The organism is Pseudomonas sp. WS 5071 (assembly GCF_012985765.1).
GTDB lineage: Bacteria > Pseudomonadota > Gammaproteobacteria > Pseudomonadales > Pseudomonadaceae > Aquipseudomonas > Aquipseudomonas lundensis_A.
Genome location: NZ_JAAQWY010000044.1, coordinates 1 through 21,437, shown reverse-complemented (window position 1 = coordinate 21,437; position 21,437 = coordinate 1). Strand labels below are relative to the sequence as shown.

At 58.8% G+C, this 21,437-nt stretch carries 15 protein-coding genes and 1 pseudogene; 4 read left to right on the top strand and 12 right to left on the bottom strand.

The features are described 5' to 3' along the window. The 5 genes and pseudogenes from HBN61_RS20980 to HBN61_RS20955 all read right to left on the bottom strand — a co-directional run. A pseudogene (locus HBN61_RS20980) lies at nt 1–106 on the bottom strand (IS5/IS1182 family transposase); the annotation flags it as partial. Between the two features lie 401 nt (nt 107–507). Continuing rightward, on the bottom strand, nt 508–783 hold the full coding sequence (locus HBN61_RS20970; protein ID WP_016502317.1) for a type II toxin-antitoxin system RelE/ParE family toxin: 276 nt from the start codon (nt 781–783) through the stop codon (nt 508–510). Next, nucleotides 783–1,055: a CopG family ribbon-helix-helix protein gene (locus HBN61_RS20965; protein WP_016502318.1), complete on the bottom strand. Its 273-nt coding sequence runs from the start codon at nt 1,053–1,055 to the stop codon at nt 783–785. Before HBN61_RS20965 ends, HBN61_RS20970 begins: the two co-directional genes overlap by 1 nt. Nucleotides 1,056–1,068: 13 nt before the next feature. Continuing rightward, nucleotides 1,069–1,482: a hypothetical protein gene (locus HBN61_RS20960; protein ID WP_048388134.1), complete on the bottom strand. Its 414-nt coding sequence runs from the start codon at nt 1,480–1,482 to the stop codon at nt 1,069–1,071. 6 nt (nt 1,483–1,488) lie between these two features. Beyond that, nucleotides 1,489–2,229: a GIN domain-containing protein gene (locus HBN61_RS20955; RefSeq protein ID WP_019334897.1), complete on the bottom strand. Its 741-nt coding sequence runs from the start codon at nt 2,227–2,229 to the stop codon at nt 1,489–1,491. Between the two features lie 253 nt (nt 2,230–2,482). Here HBN61_RS20955 and HBN61_RS20950 point away from each other — a divergent pair, with 253 nt between their 5' ends. The 3 genes from HBN61_RS20950 (at nt 2,483) to HBN61_RS20940 (ending at nt 6,530) form a co-directional block, all read left to right on the top strand. Beyond that, complete coding sequence (locus HBN61_RS20950) at nt 2,483–2,917, top strand: hypothetical protein (protein WP_126624766.1); 435 nt, start codon at nt 2,483–2,485, stop codon at nt 2,915–2,917. Between the two features lie 82 nt (nt 2,918–2,999). After that, nucleotides 3,000–3,560: a recombinase family protein gene (locus HBN61_RS20945; protein WP_048388137.1), complete on the top strand. Its 561-nt coding sequence runs from the start codon at nt 3,000–3,002 to the stop codon at nt 3,558–3,560. A 3-nt stretch (nt 3,561–3,563) separates the two neighbouring features. Next, the gene (locus HBN61_RS20940; protein ID WP_146427464.1) at nt 3,564–6,530 is read left to right on the top strand and encodes a Tn3 family transposase; all 2,967 of its coding nucleotides are present in this window, start codon (nt 3,564–3,566) and stop codon (nt 6,528–6,530) included. Between the two features lie 159 nt (nt 6,531–6,689). On the opposite strand, the gene HBN61_RS20935 is transcribed toward HBN61_RS20940, so the two are convergent. From HBN61_RS20935 to HBN61_RS20905, 7 genes are all read right to left on the bottom strand, one after another. After that, nucleotides 6,690–7,538 carry an ABC transporter permease gene (locus HBN61_RS20935; RefSeq protein ID WP_146427466.1) on the bottom strand — a complete coding sequence of 283 codons (849 nt, stop codon included), beginning with the start codon at nt 7,536–7,538 and terminating at the stop codon, nt 6,690–6,692. A 12-nt stretch (nt 7,539–7,550) separates the two neighbouring features. Further along, the gene (locus tag HBN61_RS20930) at nt 7,551–8,402 is read right to left on the bottom strand and encodes an ABC transporter ATP-binding protein (RefSeq protein WP_029298781.1); all 852 of its coding nucleotides are present in this window, start codon (nt 8,400–8,402) and stop codon (nt 7,551–7,553) included. 1 nt (nt 8,403) lies between these two features. After that, the gene (locus tag HBN61_RS20925; RefSeq protein ID WP_146427468.1) at nt 8,404–9,429 is read right to left on the bottom strand and encodes an ABC transporter substrate-binding protein; all 1,026 of its coding nucleotides are present in this window, start codon (nt 9,427–9,429) and stop codon (nt 8,404–8,406) included. A 14-nt stretch (nt 9,430–9,443) separates the two neighbouring features. Next, nucleotides 9,444–10,328: a TauD/TfdA dioxygenase family protein gene (locus HBN61_RS20920; protein WP_146427470.1), complete on the bottom strand. Its 885-nt coding sequence runs from the start codon at nt 10,326–10,328 to the stop codon at nt 9,444–9,446. A gap of 224 nt (nt 10,329–10,552) precedes the next feature. Further along, nucleotides 10,553–11,914, bottom strand: coding sequence for an HlyD family type I secretion periplasmic adaptor subunit (locus tag HBN61_RS20915; protein ID WP_029298775.1), 1,362 nt, complete (start codon nt 11,912–11,914; stop codon nt 10,553–10,555). Further along, a complete protein-coding gene (locus HBN61_RS20910) occupies nt 11,904–14,060 on the bottom strand; it encodes a type I secretion system permease/ATPase (RefSeq protein WP_029298773.1) in 2,157 nt (718 codons plus the stop codon). Before HBN61_RS20910 ends, HBN61_RS20915 begins: the two co-directional genes overlap by 11 nt. A gap of 41 nt (nt 14,061–14,101) precedes the next feature. Then, the gene (locus tag HBN61_RS20905; protein ID WP_029298771.1) at nt 14,102–15,448 is read right to left on the bottom strand and encodes a TolC family outer membrane protein; all 1,347 of its coding nucleotides are present in this window, start codon (nt 15,446–15,448) and stop codon (nt 14,102–14,104) included. A gap of 341 nt (nt 15,449–15,789) precedes the next feature. Between HBN61_RS20905 and HBN61_RS20900 the strand changes: the two genes are divergently transcribed. Then, nucleotides 15,790–21,437 (top strand): retention module-containing protein (locus HBN61_RS20900; protein ID WP_170047817.1); only part of this gene is annotated, 5,648 nt, incomplete at its 3' end.

Genomic DNA, 21,437 nt, shown 5'->3' with positions numbered 1-21,437 from the left:
GCATCAGGCGATCATCGGCCCGAGGGCGCCCGGTGCGCTGATTTTTGGTGAAGATATCTGCAACCAGATCCCAGGCTGCGTCGGGGAGTTCATACCGCTTTGCCATCTTGGCCTCCTGGCTTTAATGACGGTGTATTTTACAGAAAATCGTATTTCTTGGGTTTACGTACAGAGCCTAGATGCAGGGGAACAGACTCTAGAAAATATGGCAGCATCAAGAAAAACTGCCATTGATATAATAGCAGAGGCAATGAACCAAACAAAGAATACGCTTGAGGCACTTGATTATTCTGGAAAGGTAGAAGTTGAAATCAGGAAAAATCTCAGCATACTGAGAGAGCTACTGATGACTGGCGATCTATAGTCCCCTAGACTGGGCGAATTAGCACAGGAGGTTGGCCTTGGATTAGGGGAGCCTACAGAATTCGGAAAAAATCGTACGCTAAGGTTTTCTGATCAGTCGTAGGCTCGCCAGTTTGATGTATTCCGTTCCTGGCCCAGCCAAACCTATCGGTCTTCGCGGGTGTGCCACAGGCGCAGTAGGTAGATAGTGGAATCCACTATCTCGTAACGCATCTCGTAATGGCCGATCTGAATTCGGCGCACATCCCGTGGATCGAATTCTTCCAGGCGTTCGCCAATGCGCGGGTTGGCCAGCAGCGTGGAAGGTGCGGCTGTGAGTTGCTGCACTGTTCGTGCGGCGGCAGGCTGATTCACCGACGCCAGAAACTCATACAACCGGGCAATGTCGGAAAGCGCCTTGCTTGTCCACTTCAACTCCATCAGCGCGGTACCGGCAACGGAGTGTCAGTGCTGAGGCTTTCAGCCCAGGCCTGGACAGCTTGATGATCGATCACGCGACCAGCATCCACATCGGCCAATGCCTCACGGGTCAGGCGACTACGTTCTTCTTCCTGGTCTATCCAGGCGGCCAGAGCCTGCTTGACGATCCAGTTCTTGGAGCGTTCCAGGCGCTCAGCCATCAAATCGACCTTTTCGGCCAGTTGCACAGGGACGTGAGCCGTGACGGATCGGGTTTTCGCGGTGGTTGCCATGATGGGGTTACTCCTAATCAATGGTAGGTACAAGGTGCATGCTCTGCCGGCGTTCAGTAATCGCCGCTTCCGATGCCATCCGGCGCAGAGTGACGGCATGTTCGCTGGCCTGGCGGGCACCGGCCTCATCGCCATTAGTTTTGAGCTTGTTGGCCTGCCATTCAGACGCTTCAGCGCCGGCAAGTAACGACGTGGCCAGCGTTACTTTTGGACGAGACTTTTCACGCTGCTCCTGCGCGCCTCGCTGACGTTCGACAACCTGCGCGGCCTCGTTGGCCGTGATACGCAAGTTGGTGCGAGCAATGTCAAAGCTGCCATCGGCGTTTGTGGCCTCGGGCGCTTCGAGGCAGGTTTGCATCGAATCCACTGCCGTCAACAGCTTGTCGATCTGCTGCAACAGCTCGGTTCGTTCTTGGTCATTCTTCATGGAGCGTCACTTCTTCTTGAACTTGATGTCGCCTGAGCCGGCAACGGAATGGTCGCGGGTCGGCGGGTTACCGCGCACCACGATGTCACCGGAACCCGCCACGCGTGCCTTCACTGAGTCGCTGACATAGGCGTCGATATCACCGGAGCCGACTACCGACAGTTTGGCGGACGTAGCGACCAGCTCGCTGGCGTCCACGTCGCCCGAACCGGCTATCTCGGCGTCCAGAAGACCCACGCGACCAAAGGCCGTGATATCGCCCGAACCTTGGATGCCTAGATCGAGGACGGTCTGCTGAAGGTCGTACAGGGTCACGTCGCCACTGCCCTTGATGCGGATACTGGGGGCTTCAGGCAATGCGATTCCAACGATGCTTCGCCCCTTGGACTGCATAGTGACGCCGCCGTGGCGTCCACCGACATTGATCGTTCCGCCCACGAAAATGTTGCCGGTACCAGAAACGTGAATATTGCCCCCATAGCCGCTAATGGAAATGCCCTCCTGCTCGATGATCAGCTTGTCACCCTCGAAGCGGGTCTTGATGTTACGAATGGCTTCCACGTTTTCCCCTGCCACGACCAGGTGCGCTGATGACGAGCGAAAGAACACAACATCAACCGCCCCCTTGATCACAATTTTGCTAACTGGGTGGATGGGGCGCTCTTCCTTCTCGTAGTTGGCAGCACGCTCCCATGCGGAATCGCGATGGTTGGCATCCTGGTGCGTCAAAGGGCTGGATTGGCTCATCATCTATCCTTTGTGATTTATTTTGAGTGGCTTTGCCATAGCTCGACTCAGGGTTAATCATAGTGAATAATAATGAGCTGTCAATCGATCCGTCAGGTTGGGCTATACCCTAACCTGATGTCAGGCTGCCAAGACCCTCAGCGTCAGGTTAGAGTTGAAAGTACATTTTATTGACACTTGCTAACGAATATCATAGATTTCAGCCTGACACAATTGACGTGCTGAACGTCATTGACATCAAAAAGGAATGAATATGCCATCGATCAAATCGACACTTGTCGCCGGAGCCAAGCCTGAGGCTGGAACTCTATTGCAGGTGCAGGAAAAAATGGGGACTCGCCCAGGACAGTCGCTGGAATTTATGGTTTTTGAGGTCGAGTACGACCGAAAAAAATATTACTGCTGCTGGGCGGGTGGAGAGATAAAGGGTGGTGAACCGCATATGACTTTGGTTGGTCAGGCAGCTGTTGAGGCACTGTCCAATCTTCCGCTGGGCCGTAATGACTCGCTGATTTTCCAGGAGCTGAAGCTCGGATCTACACCACTTCGGAACAAGGTTAAAGCAACGCTTAAACGTGCACCGGCCAATTCAAAAATCTGTTTCATCGGCGATATGCAAGGTGAGTTGGATGGACACCTGGCCCAGGTATTCAACTTACAAAAAGGGTCTATCAGCGTCTCTCATTGAGAGTACCCGTATTGCAAGCAGGGTAAGAGGCAGCGAATGCTGCCTCTGATCATTAAGCATTAGCGAAGCCTACGGAGGCAGCTTGCAGGGACAACGTATCGGTTATGTCCGGGTCAGCAGCTACGACCAGAACCCGGAACGCCAACTAGAACAGACTCAGGTAGGCAAGCTGTTCACCGACAAGGCATCTGGTAAGGATACCCAGCGTCCGCAACTGGAGGCCATGCTCGGCTTTGTCCGCGAGGGTGACACCGTTGTGGTGCACAGTATGGATCGCTTGGCCCGCAACCTGGACGACCTGCGGCGTCTGGTGCAAAAGCTGACCAAGCGCGGCGTGCGTATCGAGTTTCTGAAGGAAGGCTTGGTGTTCACTGGTGACGACTCCCCCATGGCCAACCTGATGCTGTCGGTAATGGGGGCTTTCGCGGAGTTCGAGCGAGCCCTCATTCGCGAGCGACAGCGCGAGGGCATTGCCCTGGCCAAACAGCGTGGTGCTTACCGGGGCCGCAAGAAGGCCCTGTCCGATGAACAGGCCATCATAGTCAGGCAACGCGCCGCTGCCGGCGAAGCGAAGGCCCAGTTAGCCCGTGAGTTCGGTATAAGTAGGGAAACCCTCTACCAGTACCTTCGCAGGGATGACTGACACATGCCCCGTCGCTCGATCCTTTCGGCCACTGAGCGCGACACCCTGCTTGCCCTGCCGGATAGCCAAGACGACCTGATCCGCTATTACACCTTCAACGAGTCCGACCTGTCGCTGATCCGTCAGCGCCGGGGTGATGCCAATCGCCTTGGCTTTGCGGTGCAGCTCTGCCTGCTGCGCTACCCCGGTTACGCGCTGGCCAGCGACAGCGTGCTGCCCGATCCGGTCATTGAGTGGGTGGCCCGACAGGTTCAGGCGGCGCCTGAAAGCTGGCCGAAGTACGGCGAGCGCGATGTCACCCGCCGCGAACACGCCCAGGAGCTGCGCACCTACCTTGGATTGCTGCCGTTCGGGCTTTCGGACTTTCGCGCTCTGGTACGCGAGTTGACCAACCTGGCCCAGCAAACCGACAAAAGCTTGTTACTGGCCGGGCAGGCCCTGGAGAGTCTGCGTCAACAACGGCGGATCTTACCGACATTGACGGTGATCGATCGGGCCTGTTCTGAAGCCGTGGCACGAGCCAACCGCAGGGTTTACCGTGCCTTGATCGAGCCGCTGAGCCAGCAACATCGGAACAAGCTCGACGAACTGCTAACCCTCAAGGCCGGCAGCAATAGCACCTGGTTAACGTGGCTACGCCAGTCTCCACTAAAACCGAACTCGCGGCACATAATGGAGCACATCGAACGGCTGAAGATCTTCCAGCTGGTGGGTTTGCCCGAAGGGCTCGACCGGCTAATCCACCAGAACCGGTTGCTGAAGCTGGCCCGTGAAGGCGGGCAGATGACGCCTCAGGATCTGGGCAAGTTCGAGAGCGAACGGCGCTACGCGACCTTGGCGGCCGTGGTGCTGGAAAGCACCGCCACGGTGACCGATGAACTGGTAGATCTGCACGACCGGATTCTGATCAAGCTGTTCAGTAGCGCCAAGAACAAGCATCAGCAGCAGTTCCAGAAACAGGGCAAGGCGATCAACGACAAGGTGCGCCTGTACTCGAAAATAGGCCAGGCCTTGCTGGAGGCCAAAGCGTCGGGGGACGATCCGTTCGCCGCCATCGAGGCGGTCATCCCCTGGGACGAATTCGCCCAGAGCGTGACCGATGCCGAGCTGCTGGCCCGGCCCGAGGCGTTCGACCACCTGCACCTGGTCAGCGAGAACTTCAACACGTTGCGCCGCTACACCCCAGCCTTTCTGGAGGTGCTTGAGCTACGGGCTGCACCTGCAGCGCAACGCGTGCTGGATGCTATCCAGCAGCTGCGTGAGATGAACGCAGATAACCTGCGCAAGGTGCCATCGGATGCACCGACCGCCTTCATCAAGCCGCGATGGAAACCGCTGGTGATCACGCCGGAAGGCATTGACCGGCGTTTTTACGAAATCTGCGCCTTGTCTGAACTGAAAAACGCGCTGCGTTCCGGCGATATTTGGGTCAAGGGCTCTCGGCAGTTCCGTGACTTTGAAGATTACCTGCTACCACCCGCGAAGTTTGCCGTGCTCAAGAAGGAACAGGCGCTGCCATTGGCGATCAATCCCAACAGCGACCAGTACCTGGAGGAGCGCTTGCAGCTGCTGGAGCAGCAACTGGCGACCGTCGCCAAGCTGGCCAAGGACAACGAACTACCCGACGCCATCCTCACCGAGTCCGGGCTGAAGATTACGCCGCTGGATGCGGCGGTACCGGACACCGCTCAGGCGCTGATCGACAAGACCAGTCAGCTACTGCCACGTATCAAAATCACCGAGCTGCTGATGGACGTGGATGAATGGACGGGATTCACCCGTCACTTCACCCATCTGAAGGATGGTGCCCAGGCCAAGGATAGAACGCTGCTGTTGTCTGCAATCCTTGGCGATGCCATCAACATCGGACTGACCAAAATGGCCGATTCGAGTCCGGGAATGACCTACGCAAAGTTGTCCTGGCTGCAAGCCTGGTACATCCGCGACGAAACCTACGCGGCGGCACTGGCCGAACTGGTCAACAGCCAGTTCAGCCATTCCTTTGCGGCTAACTGGGGAGACGGCACCACCTCATCGTCCGATGGCCAGCGCTTTCGCGCAGGCGGTCGAGGCGAAAGCACCGGGCACGTCAACCCGAAGTACGGCAACGAACCGGGGCGGCTGTTCTATACCCACATTTCCGATCAGTACGCACCGTTTAGCACCCGCGTGGTGAATGTCGGTGTTCGGGATTCGACCTATGTACTCGATGGACTGCTGTATCACGAGTCGGATCTGCGGATCGAGGAGCACTACACCGACACTGCGGGCTTCACCGATCACGTCTTCGCCCTAATGCACCTGCTGGGCTTTCGTTTTGCCCCGCGCATCCGCGACCTAGGCGAGACCAAGCTGTACGTGCCCCAGAGTGTCCAGAACTACCCGACACTGCGGCCAATGATTGGAGGTACGTTGAACATCAAGCACGTGCGGGCTCACTGGGACGAGATTCTGCGCCTGGCCGCGTCGATAAAACAGGGCACTGTCACTGCCTCGTTGATGCTGCGCAAGCTGGGCAGCTATCCGCGTCAGAACGGTTTGGCCGTGGCCCTGCGGGAGTTGGGCCGGATCGAGCGCACGCTGTTTATCCTGGACTGGCTGCAAAGCGTCGAGCTGCGCCGCCGTGTGCATGCTGGGCTGAACAAGGGCGAGGCGCGCAACGCGCTGGCCAGGGCAGTGTTCTTTAACCGCCTCGGTGAAATCAGGGATCGGAGCTTTGAACAGCAGCGCTACCGGGCCAGCGGCCTCAACCTGGTGACCGCCGCCATTGTGCTGTGGAACACGGTCTACCTAGAACGGGCCACCCTGGGGTTGGCTGACGCCGGAAAACCGGTGAATACCGACCTGTATCAGTATCTATCGCCGTTGGGATGGGAGCACATCAACCTGACTGGCGATTACGTCTGGCGGCAGAGCCGCAAGCTGGAAGACGGGAAATTCAGGCCGTTACGACAGGTCGGAAAACCTTAGCGTACGATTTTTTCCGAATTCTGTAGGCTCCCCCAACAGGTTCATATCCGGTAATTGCATGCCAAGCACTCATGATGGGTTTGGAGTACAGCGCACGCAATCGTAGCAGGCTTTACCGGTACTGCCCGGTGGCGAGGGGCTCCAGGCCCCCGCAAGGGTTTATCGCTGCATGCCCCAGCGCTTCACGGTGACGCGCTCCAGGATGTCGAACACCAGGTTCTCTACGAGCAGGCCGATAAGGATCACCACCGCCAGCCCCGCGAAGACCTTGTCGGTGTACAGCTCGTTGCGGTTCTGGAAGATGTACCAGCCCAGGCCACCCTTGCCGCTGGTCGCGCCGAACACCAGTTCGGCGGCGATCAGCGTACGCCAGGCAAAGGCCCAGCCAATCTTCAGCCCGGCGAGGATCGACGGCAACGCCGCCGGAATCAGGATAAACAGCACAAAGCGCATGCCCTTGAGGCCGTAGTTGCGACCGGCCATGCGCAGGGTTTCCGACACGCCCATGAATCCCGAGTAAGTGTTGAGTGCCAAGGCCCACAGCACCGAGTGCACCAACACAAAAATCAGGCTGTTCTGCCCCAGGCCAAACCACAGCAACGCCAATGGCAGCAGAGCAATCGCCGGCAGCGGGTTGAACATCGAGGTCAGGGTGCTCAGCAGGTCACGGCCCATCTGGGTCGAAACCGCCAACGTGGTCAGGGCGAATGCCAGGACAATCCCGATCAGGTAGCCCTTGAGCAGCACCACCAGCGAGATACTGACCTTACCCAACAGCTCGCCACTGGCAATGCCGTCGTAGAAGGCGTGGAAGGTCTGCAGGAAACTGGGCAGCAGCAGGTCGTTGTTCTGATAGCGCGCCGCTGCTTCCCAGAGGAGCGCCAGCACGATCAGGATCAAGCCTTTGCGCAACCAGCCTTGTTGCCACAGGCGCTGACGCAGGGGTAAGGCACGCTCCACGGGCACGCCGGGCAGCGGTTGCAGGGTGATTTCATATTCCTGGCGCATGGGCACAGTCCTTCAATAAGCGATGCGGATATCGGCGAAATCCAACTCGGTTTCTGCCTCGGGCGTTTCATCGAACAACAGGCGATGAATACGCCGCGCCGACGCCTGGAACTCCACACCGCCAAGGCTGTGCAGGTCATATTGATGGCTGTGGATTTCGGCGCGCACACGCCCTGGATGGGGCGACAGCAGCAGGATGCGGTTACCCACCACCAAGGCCTCTTCGATGGAGTGGGTGACGAACAGCAAGGTAAAACGCACCTCCTCCCACAGCAGCAGCAACTCCTCTTGCATCTTGCGCCGGGTCAGGGCGTCGAGTGCGGCGAACGGTTCGTCCATCAGCAGGATTTTCGGCTGCATGGCCAATGCCCGGGCAATCGCAACGCGAGCCTTCATGCCACCGGACAGGGTGTGGGGATAGGCGTCGGCAAAGGCGCTCAAGCCGACCTTGTCGAGGTAATACAACGCCCGTTCTTCGGCCTCGCGACGCTTGAGGGTCTTGGACGCCAGCAGCGGGAACATCACGTTCTGCTTGACGGTTTTCCACGGCGGCAACTGGTCGAACTCCTGGAACACCACGATGCGATCCGGGCCCGGCTGCTCGACCTTCTGCCCTACCAGGCGAATTTCGCCTTCGCAGGGTTTGATAAAACCGGCTACCGCCTTGAGCAGCGTGGACTTGCCGCAGCCCGAAGGCCCCAGCAGTACAAAACGGTCGGCCGGATCGATCTCGAAACTGACCTGGTGGGTGGCCCGCACTACCCGTTCGGGCGTGCGGTATTCAAGGCTGACGTGATCCACCGAGAGCAGCGCCTCAGTGGTGTTCAGGTTGCTGGCCGTGTGGCCTTGCAAGGGTGCGTTCATCTCAGCTCCCTTGCAGCGGCTTGGCATCCTGGAAGAAGTAATCCTTCCACGACTCGGGTTTGTTCTTGATCGCGCCCACGCGGTAGAGGAACTCGGCCAGCGGGTAGGTGTTTTTCGGGGTGACGCTGAATTCGAATTGCGGGTTGTCGATAATTTTCAGCAGCGCGGCACGGTCGATCTTGGCCTTGGTCACGCGGATGTAGGTGTCGGCAGCGGCGCCCTTGTCGTTCTGCGCAAACTGCGCGGCCTCGGTCAGTGCGTCGATAAAGGCCTTGTAGGTTTTCGGGTTGTCGTTGCGAAACTTCTCGGTGGCGAACAGCACGGTCGGTGAGTTCGGCCCCAACAGGTCATAGGTGTTGAGCACCACATGCACGTTCGGGTTGGCCAGGGCCTGGTCCTGGAACGGCGGGTTGGAGAAGTGCCCGGTCAGCTCCGTACCGCCGGCGATCAGCGCAGCCGTGGCGTCCGGGTGCGGCACGGCGATGGTGTATTTATCCAGGCGATTGAATTCCTTGTCGCCCCATTGCTTGGCCGCCGCGTATTGCAGGAACCGCGACTGCACGGAAACCCCCACGGCCGGTACCGCGATGCGATCTTTTTCGGTGAAGTCGGCGATGGTCTTGACCTTGGGGTTGTTGCTGACCAGGTAGTAAGGGAAGTTGCCCAGGGAAGCCACGGCCTTGACGTTCTGCTTGCCATGGGTGCGGTCCCAGATGGTCAGCAGCGGGCCGACACCGGCGCCGGCAATGTCGATGGAGCCAGACAGCAGCGCGTCATTGACCGCCGCGCCACCGGACAATTGGGTCCAGTCGACCTTGATGTCGATACCTTGCTGCTTGCCGTATTTTTCGATCAGGTTCTGGTCGCGCACCACATTGAGCAGCAAGTAAACGATGCCGAACTGCTCGGCAATGCGAATCTCGCCTTCGGCCTGGGCGACGGCGGGAGCAACCAAACTGCCGGCCAACAGGCTGACGCCAAGGCCAACGGTCGCGGCCAATCGTGCAAAGGGGGTTTTCCTGGACATGGTCATGCTCCGAATCAGAAGGGGGCGTCGCCCTGGATGGTGGTGCGAAACAGTTTGCGACGCAGGTGGCTGGGGCAACCGGCGGCCAGGTGGATCAGCGAGCGGTTGTCCCAGAACACCAGGTCGTGGGGCTGCCAGCTGTGGCGGTAGATGTTGTGCGGGTGGATGCTGTGGGCAAAGAGTTGGGCCAGCAGGTCGCGGCTTTCGTCTTCGGGCAGGCCGACGATACGGGTGGTGAAGCCTTCGCTGACGAACAGCGCCTGGCGCCCGTTTTCCGGGTGAGTACGCACTACCGGGTGCACCACTTCGGCGACCTGGGCCAGTTGTTCGGGGGTCAGGGTCGGGCGCCAGTTGCCTTCGAATTTGGTTTCGCTGTAGCGCGCGGTGTACGAATGCGCTGCGCTGCGACCTTCCACGGCCTTGCGCAGATGCTCGGGCAACTGGTCCCAGGCTTTGTGCATGTCGGCAAACAGCGTGTCGCCGCCTTCGGACGGCAGTTCCTGAGCGTGGAGCATCGAGCCCAGGCTCGGCAGTTCCTTGTATGACAGGTCCGAGTGCCAGAATTTGCCCGCGTCGCCCAGGCCGATGGACTGGCCGTTTTCGATGATGTTGGAAACGATGAGGATTTCCGGGTGGTTGGCCAGCAGGAACTGTTTGAGCACATGGATCTGCAACACGCCGAAGCGGCGGCTAAAGGCGATCTGTTGCTCGGGGGTGATGCGCTGGTCGCGGAACACCACCACATGGTGGTCCAGGTGCGCGCGGTGGATGCGGGCGAAGTCCTGGTCGTTGACCGGGCGCGACAGATCCAGGCCAATGATCTCGGCGCCTACGCTGCCGGGGAATGGGAGGATGTCGAAGGTTTGGGCGGTGGATAAGGCGGCTGTGGCGGTGGACATGTGATCACTCCCTGGCAGTCAGGAGAGTGACTTTATAGATATAAGAATTGAAATTTAAATACCGTTAGAGAATAACGATATGGCCTTTTTGCGGTAGGGCCTGGGGGATGGGGTGGGGTTGAGGGCCCCATCGCAGGCAAGCCAGCTCCCACATTGAACGGCGTACGCGGTCCAAAATGTGGGAGCTGGCTTGCCTGCGATGAGGCCAGGCCAGGCAATCGAGATCAACGCTCCTGCAGCGACTCGGCCCGGGCCTTGATGATGGGCTTGAGCAGGTAGCTGAGGATGGTCTTCTTGCCAGTGATGATGTCCACCGAGGCGACCATGCCGGGGATGATGATCAGTGGCTTCTCATCGGTGCCCAGGTGGCTGCGGTCGGTGCGCAAGGTGATCATGTAGTAGGTGGTTTTCTTGTCTTCATCGGTGATGGTGTCGGCACCGATGCGCTCCAGCTTGGCCTTGAGGCCGCCGTAGATGGTGTAGTCGTAGGCGGTGAACTTGACCACGGCTTCTTGCCCCGGGTGCAGGAAGGCGATGTCTTGCGGGCGGATCTTGGCTTCTACCAGCAAGGTGTCATCCAGCGGCACGATTTCAACCATGTCGCTGCCCGGCTGGATCACGCCGCCAATGGTATTGACCAACAGTTGCTTGACGATCCCGCGCACCGGCGAGGTGACCAGGGTCCGGCTCACACGGTCTTCGAGAGCTTTGCCGGTGGCCTGGGCCTTGTTCAGGTCAGTACGTGCCTCGTTGAGCTCGGTCAGCGCTTCACTGCGGTATTTACCACGCGTTTCGTCGATCTTGCGTTGTACTTCCTTGATCGCCGAGTCGGCACGGGGGATGGCCAGGGTGGTAGCGTCCAGTTGCCCACGGGTTTCCATTTCTGCGCGCTTGAGGCGCAGCACTTCCACCGGCGACACCGCACCCTGGGCGACCAGGGGTTCGGACATGTTGATTTCCTGGCGCTGCAACGACAGTTGGTTACGGTACTGGCCTTGCTTGGAGGTGTATTCGCGCATCTCCTGCTGGCGCTGGGTCAGTTGTTCCTGCAAACCACCGATTTCATCCTTGAACTGCTGGCGCCGGCTTTCATACAGCGACTGCTCGTTGATGGCCTGGGTGGGCGCAGCGGCACGCACGTCTTCAGGAATGTTCAGCGGCCGGTCTTCGACCTGGGCGTTCAAGCGCTCGATGCGCAGTAACAGCGACAGGCGCTGGGCCTCGGTTTCACCAGCGTTGGAGACAAAGCGCGTGTCATCCAGGCGGATCAGTGGCGCGCCAGCCTCGACGATCTGCCCTTCCTTGACGTACAGCTCGGCGACGATGCCGCCCTCAAGGTTCTGGATCTTCTGCAACTTGGAGGATGGAATAGCCTTGCCATCACCGCGCGTCACTTCGTCGACCTTGGCAAAACCGGCCCACAGCAGCATGCACAGGAAAAACCCGATGATCCCCCAGATGGTCAACCGCACCACACGCGGGGCATCTTCGATCAGGGCCTTCTTGACCTCTGGCAGTGGCTGGCCATCCAGCGAATCGGAACCAATGAAATAGCGACGGACCGCGTCCTTGAATTTACGCAACACTGATCTGCCCCTTCTTCAACGCTTCCATCACTACGGCTTTCGGGCCATCGGCAAGGATTTGCCCACGGTCGATGACCAACAAACGGTCCACTAGGGACAACAGCGACGCACGGTGCGTCACCAGCACCACGGTCTTGTTTTCCACAACGGCTTGCAGGCGCTGTTTCAAGCGTTCTTCACCGGTGTTGTCCATGGCGCTGGTTGGTTCGTCCAGCAGCAGGATAGGCGGGTTGAGCAACAGGGCGCGGGCCAGGGCGACATTTTGTCGCTGGCCGCCAGAGAGGTTCTGGCCGCGCTCGCCCACTTGCAGCTCGTAGCCTTGTGGATGCAAGCGGGCAAATTCGTGGACGCCCGCCAGCTCAGCGGCTTGCAGTACCACTTCGTCTTCAACGTAACGGGCGCCGGAGACCAGGTTGTCGCGCAGGGTGCCGGCCAGCAGTTGGATGTCCTGGGGCACATAGCCGACGTTGTGGCGCAGTTCGCTGACGTCGATCTGGCGAATGTCCACGCCGTCCACCAGCAAGGCGCCGGAGTCGGGTTGGTAGAGGCCCACGATCAGTTTGGCCAGGGAGCTTTTACCCGAGCCGCTGCGCCCGATGATGCCGATCTTCTCGCCGGGCTTGATCACCAGGTTGATGTTCTTGAGTGCCATGTTCTGCTGGTTGGGGTACGTGAAATTCAGGCCCCGGCACTCGATGGCGCCCTGCAGGGTACGGCGGCTCAAAGGGCGTTCTTCGAAGTTGCGCTCTTGGGGCAGCTCCATCATCTGGTCGGTGGAGACCATGGTGACCTTGGCTTGCTGGTAGCGGGTCATCAGGCCCGACAGCGACGCCAGCGGGCTGAGGGCGCGGCCACTGAGCATGTAGCAGGCAATCAGGCCACCCATGCTGAGATTGCCGTCGATGATCTGGTAGACCCCGAAGACAATCATGATCACACCCGCCAATTGCTGGATCAGCAGGGTGATGTTCATCGACAGCCCAGAGAGCATTTTCACCCGCAATTCAAGGCGGCTGAGGGTGCCAATGGTTTGCTCCCACTGGTATTGGCGCTCGCTTTCAGCGTTGTTGACCTTGACCGCATCCAGCCCGGCCAGGGTTTCGATCAGGCTCGACTGGCGCTCGGAGGCCAGGGCCATGGTGCGCTCCATGGTGGCGACCAGCGGCTTTTGCAGCAGGTAGCCGATGCCCAGGGCAATCGGGAAGGCCAGCATGGGGATCCATACCAGATGCCCGCCGAGGATCGCGATAACCATGAATATCAGCAGGGTAAACGGCAAGTCGATCAGGCTGGTGAGCGTCAGGGAGGCGAGGAAATCACGCAGGCTCTGAAACTCGTGGATGTTCTGGGCGAAGCTGCCGACCCGTGCCGGACGGTACTTCATCGACATGCCGACGATCCGCTCGAACAACGTGGCCGAGATGATCAGGTCGGTTTTCTTGCCGGCCAGGTCCAGGCACAGGCTGCGCAGGCTTTTGAGGACCAGGTCGAAGACGTAGGCGATGAAAATACCGGTCGCCAGCACCCACAGGGTGGCGGTGGCCTGGTTGGGCACGACGCGGTCGTAGACGTTCATCACGAACAGCGGCGCTGCCATGGCAATCAGGTTGATCAGGAAACTGGCGGCGATGGCATCGGCGTAGAGCCAGCGCGAACGCTTGAGGGTGTCACGAAACCAGGAGCGGGCCCGGGGGATCAGGGTGCCGTGGCTGACATCGAATTTGTGTTGGGGCTGGGCAAAGAACACTTTACCGGTGTAGTCATCGGCCAACGCCTGGCGCTTGACGATGGTTTCACCGCCGTCGCTTTCGCTGAGCAGCACCTGCGCCTCGTCCTCACCCTGCCAGCCGAGCAGCACGGCACTACGGCCATCCTTGAGCAACAGCAGCGCCGGCATGGCAATCGGGGGGATCGAATCGAGCTTGCGTTGCAGCAGCCGCCCTTGCAAACCGGCGCGGGCCGCAGCCCGGGCCAGCAAGTCGGCGGTCAGTTGCTGTGCCGGCAATGGCAGACCGGTGGTCAGCATCGCCGCGCTGGCGGGCTTCTGGTGCAGGGCGCAGAGAGCCAACAACCCGTCGAGTAACGGGTCGTCGTGCAATGTGCGTGGATCATGACTGAGATGGACTCGACTGACTTCTGATTCCACGCGGGCTCTCTCAACTAACAGATGGGACTATAAGGAATAGCTCAATTCATCCCAGGCAGTTGGACTTTCGGCTTCACGTCGTTCTGGACGACGGAGGCCATCGGTGCGACCACTCCTTGGCTCTTGAGCAACTCGCCCATGGTCGCCTTGATTCGGTACTGAGTAAATAACTGAACGTTTTTTATCTCTTCCAAACGGCGCGAAGCGGTGAACAGCTCGTTTTCACTGTCGAGCAAGTCAAGCAGAGTTCGTTCGCCCAGGCTGAATTGTTTCTGGTAGGCGCCGCGCACCTTGCTGCTGTGGTCGACGTATTGCTGGGCAATCGGCACCTGGGCATTGGCGTTGTTCATGGCGTTCCAGGCCAGGCCCAGTTCTTCGTTCAACTGGCGCAAGGCGTTGTTGCGGATATCCAGGGCCTGGTTGGACTGGTAGGACTTGGACTCCAGCTCAGCCTTGTTGCTGCCACCGGCGTACAGGTTGAAGCGCATGCGCAGCATGGCTTCCCAGCCGTTGTTGTGGCTGGCGTCGCCGTCGATGTTGTTGTCGGCGTTACGGCCCAACTCGGCGTCGAAACGTGGGTAGAAGGAAGACTTGGCGGCTTCGTATTGTTTTTCGGCAGCGGCGATATCGGATTCGGCCGAACGCAGGATCGGGCTGTTATCGAGCATCTGGCGACGCGCTTCATTCAGGTCTGCAGGCAGCAGCGCCATGAAGCTGGGCGGACGCTCCAACTGATCGGCTTCTTGGCCGACGGCACTGAGGTAGTTGGTCTGGGCGTCGGCCAGGTTGGTCTGCTCGGTGATCACGTTGTTACGGGCTTGGGCCAAACGGGCTTCAGCCTGGTCCAGGTCAGCCCCGCTGCCGACACCGCGCTGGGTGCGCAGTTTGATCTGGTCGTAGATGCGCTCGTGGTTACGCAGGTTGTCTTCGGCCAGACGCACGAACTCACGACGGGTCAGGACGTCCAGGTAAACCTGGGCTACCGTCAATGCAGTGCGCTCGGAAGTGCCAAGCAACGAAAAAGCGCGGGAGTTAACGGTGGCTTGTTGACGCCCTACTTCACTGGAGGTGGCAAAACCGTCAAAAACCATTTGCTGCAGGCGCAGGCTCGATTCGCCGCGATTGAGGGTGTCCCAATGGCCGCCACGGGCGCGAGTGGATGAACTGTCGGTGCCTTCACGGCCATAACCCGCGTTCAAGTCGACACGGGGCAGGTAACCACCCTTGGCCGCACGCAACTGATAGTCAGCCGCGATACGAGCGTTGACACCTGCCTGAATCTCAGGGTGCACATCCAGCGCTTGCTGCATGGCCTGGGGCAGGGTTTGGGCTTGTACGAAACTGGCGGCGAGAACGAACGGTATTGCCTTAAGCAGGTGCAAACGCATTTTAAGAATCCCCAGGACTTCTTGTCTCAAGTCACAGCAACTTGGTTGTGCTGCGTTAGAAAATGGCTACCGTAATGACCGTACGTCGGAAAGTTCAAAAGCGGAACTGGTTCACACATATAGGACGGTTCGCCGCATGAATATCAATGTGACATTAGCGAGGCGATTGTTTAGGATGGCGCCAAGAAGGTCAATAGTTTGGCATAAAGTAAATCGCCAAAAAATATAGCCAATTATTTGACGTCATCCGATTTATAAACTACGCACCTCCCAGGCTGATGAATCCCATCGGATCTCAGCCTTAGGAACACCCACAGAATGGATCGCCGGAGAAATCTTCAATGAGCAGTGTTGTTGCAATCGTCAAAAGCATTGTTGGCCAAGTTTTCGTCATTTCTCCGGAAGGCGCCCGTCGGGTGCTGGTTGAAGGTGATCGCCTGTTTGCCGGCGATCAGATAGACACCGGCATGTCGGGCTCCGTGAGCCTGGAGCTGGCCGATGGCCGTACGCTGGACCTGGGGCGTGATACCCAGTGGAGCGCCAACGCGCCCGACTCCAGCACTGACCTGGCCCAAGCCACTGCACAGGCCGCACCTTCGGTTGCCGAACTGCAGCAGGCCATTGCCGCCGGCGCTGACCCGACCACCGACCTGGAAGCCACCGCCGCAGGCGCGACAGCTTCCGGCACGGGCGCTGCCGGTGGCGGCCACAGCTTTGTGATGCTTGATGAGACCGCAGGCTCGGTCGATCCGACCATTGGGTTTCCGACTGCTGGCCTGGGTTTCGCAACCAATGCGCTGACCAACGAACTCGGCGGGCAGCCGACTGACCCACTCACGGCCGCACCTTTGCCGTCGACCCTGACCCTGGGCGCCACACCGACCATCACCGAAGCCGGCGGCGTGCTGACCTACACCGCCACAGTGACCCAGCCGTCCACCAGCAACCTGACGATCACCCTGTCCAACGGCGCGGTGATCACCATCCCGGCCGGCCAAGTGACCGGCTCCGTCAATGTGCCTTTGGCGCCCAACGACAGCCCGTACATCGATCCAGGCCAGATCAGCGTCACCGTCACCGGCACCACCGGCGGTAACAACCTGATCTTGACCGTCGACCCGACACCGGCAGTCACCCAGATCACCGACACCATCGACACCACCACTGTGACCCTGACAGCAGGCGAAACAGTGACCGAAGGCGGCCAGATCACTTACACCGCGACCCTGACCAACCCGGCACAGACCCCTGTCACCATCACCTTGAGCAACGGCTCGGTGATCACCATTGAGGCAGGCAAGTCCACCGGTACGGTGGTGGTCGATACGCCGGCCAACGACGTCTACAACAATGGCAGCACGGTCAGCACCACCATTACCGGGGCAACCGGTGGCAACTTCGAAAAGCTGGAGCCAGACACCACCCCAGCTGTCACCACGATCACCGACTCGGTCGATGACACTGGCCTGACCCTCACCGCCACCAATACCGTGACCGAAGGCGGCCAGATCACCTACACCGCGACCCTGACCAACCCGGCGCAAACCCCGGTTACCGTGACGTTGTCCAACGGTTCGGTGATCACCATCAAGGCCGGCGAATCCGTCGGCACCGTGGTGGTCGATACCCCGGCGAACGACGTCTACGTCAACGGCAGCACCGTCACTACGACTATCACCGGGACCACCGGTGGCAACTTTGAAAACCTGGTGCCCAACACGACGCCAGCCGTCACGACCATCACCGATTCGGTCGACACCACCACCGTGACACTGACAGCGCCAGGCGATGTCAACGAAGGCGGCCAGATCACCTACACCGCCACGCTTTCCAATAAAGCAGACACCGACGTTACGCTGAAGCTGGATAACGGTTCGACCATCATCATCAAGGCGGGTGAAACCGTTGGCTCCGTCACCGTCGATGCTCCGGGCGATGATGTGTTTGTCGACAAAAGCACGCAAACCGTGAAGATCGTCGAGACTGATGGCGGCAACTTCGAAAAACTGGAAGTGGCCGGTGACGGCGCTACCACCACCGTGAACGACACCATCGACAAGGTTGATGTGGTGCTGACGGCGACCACCACCGTGGGTGAAGGCGGCCAGATCGTTTACACCGCATCGCTGGTGGACAAGGCGGGTAACCCGGTCACCAACACCACCAATCCGTTGACCGTGACCCTGGACAATGGCCAGACCATTACCATTGGCGTCGGCCAATCCGCGGGTACTGCCAGCACTGTTGCGCCTAATGACGTGTATGAGGGCAACCAGACCGTCACCACCGCGATCACCAATGTGACCGGCGGCGCGCACTTCGAGAACCTGGTACCTGGCACCACGCCAGTCAACACCACCGTGACCGACACACCCGGCACCACCGACACCACCACCGTCACCCTGACCGCACCGGGCGAGGCCGACGAGGGTGGCAACATCACCTACACCGCGACCCTGAGCAACAAGGCCGGCAGCGACCTGACCCTTACCTTGAGCAATGGTGACGTCATCACTATCGCCAAGGGCGAGACCACAGGCCAAGTGACCTCCAAGGCACCGACCGACGACGTATTCAAAGATGCGGGTCCGATCAACGTCACGATCAATCCGGACTTTGTGGGTGGTGGTTTCGAGAAGCTTGATATCGCTCCGGGTGGGGCGACGACACAGATCAACGACACCATCGACAAGGTCGATGTGGTGCTGACTGCGACTAAAACTGTCGGCGAAGGCGGCGAGATCGTTTACACCGCCACCCTGGTCGACAAGGACGGCAAGCCAGTCACCAATACCACTGGTCCGCTGACCATCACCCTCGATAACAAACAGGTCATCACCATCGGTGTGAACGAGTCGAGCGGTACTGTTTCGGCTGTGGCTCCAGATGATGTGTACAAAGGCGACCAAACTGTTACGACCGGCATCGAAAAAGTCACCGGTGGCGAGCACTTCGAGAACTTGGTCCCTGGTACTGACAAAGTCACGACCGTCGTAACCGACACACCGGGCACCGATAACACCACTACCGTCACCTTGACCGCGCCAGACGCCGTCAACGAAGGCGGGAAAATCACTTACACCGCTACGCTTTCTAATAAAGCGGATACCGACGTCACCCTGACGCTCGACAACAAACAAACCATCACCATCAAGGCCGGCGAAACCGTTGGTACCGTGATTGTTGATGCCCCTGGCGATGACGTGTTCATCGACAAGAGCACCCAGACGGTCAAGATCACCGGTACTGAAGGCGGTAACTTCGAGAAGCTCGTAGTCGCAGGCGACGGCGCAACGACGCAGATCAACGACACCATCGACAAGGTTGATGTGGTGCTGACTGCCACCAAAACTGTCGGTGAAGGCGGCGAGATCGTTTACACCGCGACTTTGGTTGATAAAGACGGCAAGCCAGTTACCAATACCACTGGTCCGCTGACCATCACCCTCGATAACAAACAGGTCATCACCATCGGTGTGAACGAGTCGAGCGGTACTGTTTCGGCTGTAGCGCCGGACGACGTGTACAAAGGCGACCAAACTGTTACGACCGGCATCGAAAAAGTCACCGGTGGCGAGCACTTCGAGAACCTGGTTCCAGGTACCGATAAAGTCACCACCGTCGTAACTGACACACCGGGCACCGACAACACCACCACCGTCACCTTGACCGCGCCAGACGCCGTCAACGAAGGCGGGAAAATCACTTACACCGCCACCTTGAGCAACAAGGCTGACACTGACGTCACCCTGACACTCGACAACAAGCAAACCATCACCATCAAGGCCGGTGAAACCGTCGGTACCGTGATTGTTGATGCTCCAGGCGATGACGTGTTCATCGACAAGAGCACCCAGACCGTCCAGATCACCGGCACCGCGGGTGGCAACTTCGAGAAGCTCGTAGTCGCTGGCGACGGCGCAACGACGCAGATCAACGACACCATCGACAAGGTTGATGTGGTCCTGACTGCCACCAAAACTGTCGGCGAAGGCGGCGAGATCGTTTACACCGCCACCCTGGTCGACAAGGACGGCAAGCCAGTCACCAACACCACCGGCCCGCTGACCATCACCCTCGATAACAAACAGGTCATCACCATCGGTGTGAACGAGTCGAGCGGTACTGTTTCGGCTGTAGCACCGGATGATGTGTACAAAGGCGACCAGACTGTTACGACCGGCATCGAAAAAGTCACCGGTGGCGAGCACTTTGAAAACCTGGTTCCAGGTACTGACAAAGTCACCACCGTGGTGACGGATACCCCAGGTACTGATAACACCACTACTGTGACCCTTTCGGCTCCGACTGAAGTGAGTGAAGGCGGCAAGATTACTTACACCGCCACCTTGAGCAACAAGGCTGACACTGACGTCACCCTGACGCTCGACAACAAACAAACCATCACCATCAAGGCCGGCGAAACCGTTGGTACTGTGATTGTTGATGCTCCAGGCGATGACGTGTTCATCGATAAGAGCACCCAGACCGTCCAGATCACCGGCACCGCGGGTGGCAACTTCGAGAAGCTCGTAGTCGCAGGCGACGGCGCAACGACTCAGATCAACGACACCATCGACAAAGTTGATGTGGTGCTGACTGCCACCAAAACTGTCGGCGAAGGCGGCGAAATTGTTTACACCGCAACCTTGGTTGATAAAGACGGCAAGCCAGTTACCAATACCACCGGCCCGCTGACCATCACCCTCGATAACAAACAGGTCATCACCATTGGTGTGAACGAGTCGAGCGGTACTGTTTCGGCTGTAGCGCCAGATGATGTGTACAAAGGCGACCAGACTGTTACGACCGGCATCGAAAAAGTCACCGGTGGCGAGCACTTTGAAAACCTGGTTCCAGGTACTGACAAAGTCACCACCGTGGTGACGGATACCCCAGGTACTGATAACACCACTACTGTGACCCTTTCGGCTCCGACTGAAGTGAGTGAAGGCGGCAAGATTACTTACACCGCCACCTTGAGCAACAAGGCTGACACTGACGTCACCCTGACGCTCGACAACAAACAAACCATCACCATCAAGGCCGGCGAAACCGTTGGTACTGTGATTGTTGATGCTCCAGGCGATGACGTGTTCATCGATAAGAGCACCCAGACCGTCCAGATCACCGGTACTGAAGGCGGTAACTTCGAGAAGCTGGTGGTTGCTGGCGACGGTGCAACGACGCAGATCAACGACACCATCGACAAAGTTGATGTGGTGCTGACTGCCACCAAAACTGTCGGCGAAGGCGGCGAGATCGTTTACACCGCCACCCTGGTCGACAAGGACGGCAAGCCAGTCACCAACACCACTGGCCCGCTGACCATCACCCTCGATAACAAACAGGTCATCACCATCGGTGTGAACGAGTCGAGCGGTACTGTTTCGGCTGTAGCGCCAGACGATGTGTACAAAGGCGACCAAACCGTTACTACCGGCATCAAGGAAGTAACTGGCGGCGGGCACTTCGAAAATCTGGTTCCAGGCACTGACAAGGTCACCACGACTGTCACCGACACACCGGGCACCGACAACACCACCACCGTCACCTTGACCGCGCCAAGCGCCGTCAACGAAGGCGGGAAAATCACCTACACCGCTACGCTTTCTAATAAAGCGGATACCGACGTCACCCTGACGCTCGACAACAAGCAAACCATCACCATCAAAGCCGGCGAAACCGTTGGTACCGTGATTGTTGATGCCCCAGGCGATGACGTGTTCATCGATAAGAGCACCCAGACCGTCCAGATCACCGGCACCGCGGGTGGCAACTTCGAGAAGCTCGTAGTCGCTGGCGACGGCGCAACGACGCAGATCAACGACACCATCGACAAGGTCGATGTGGTTCTGACCGCGACTAAAACTGTCGGCGAAGGCGGCGAAATCGTTTACACCGCAACTTTGGTTGATAAAGACGGCAAGCCAGTCACCAACACCACCGGCCCGCTGACCATCACCCTCGATAACAAACAGGTCATCAC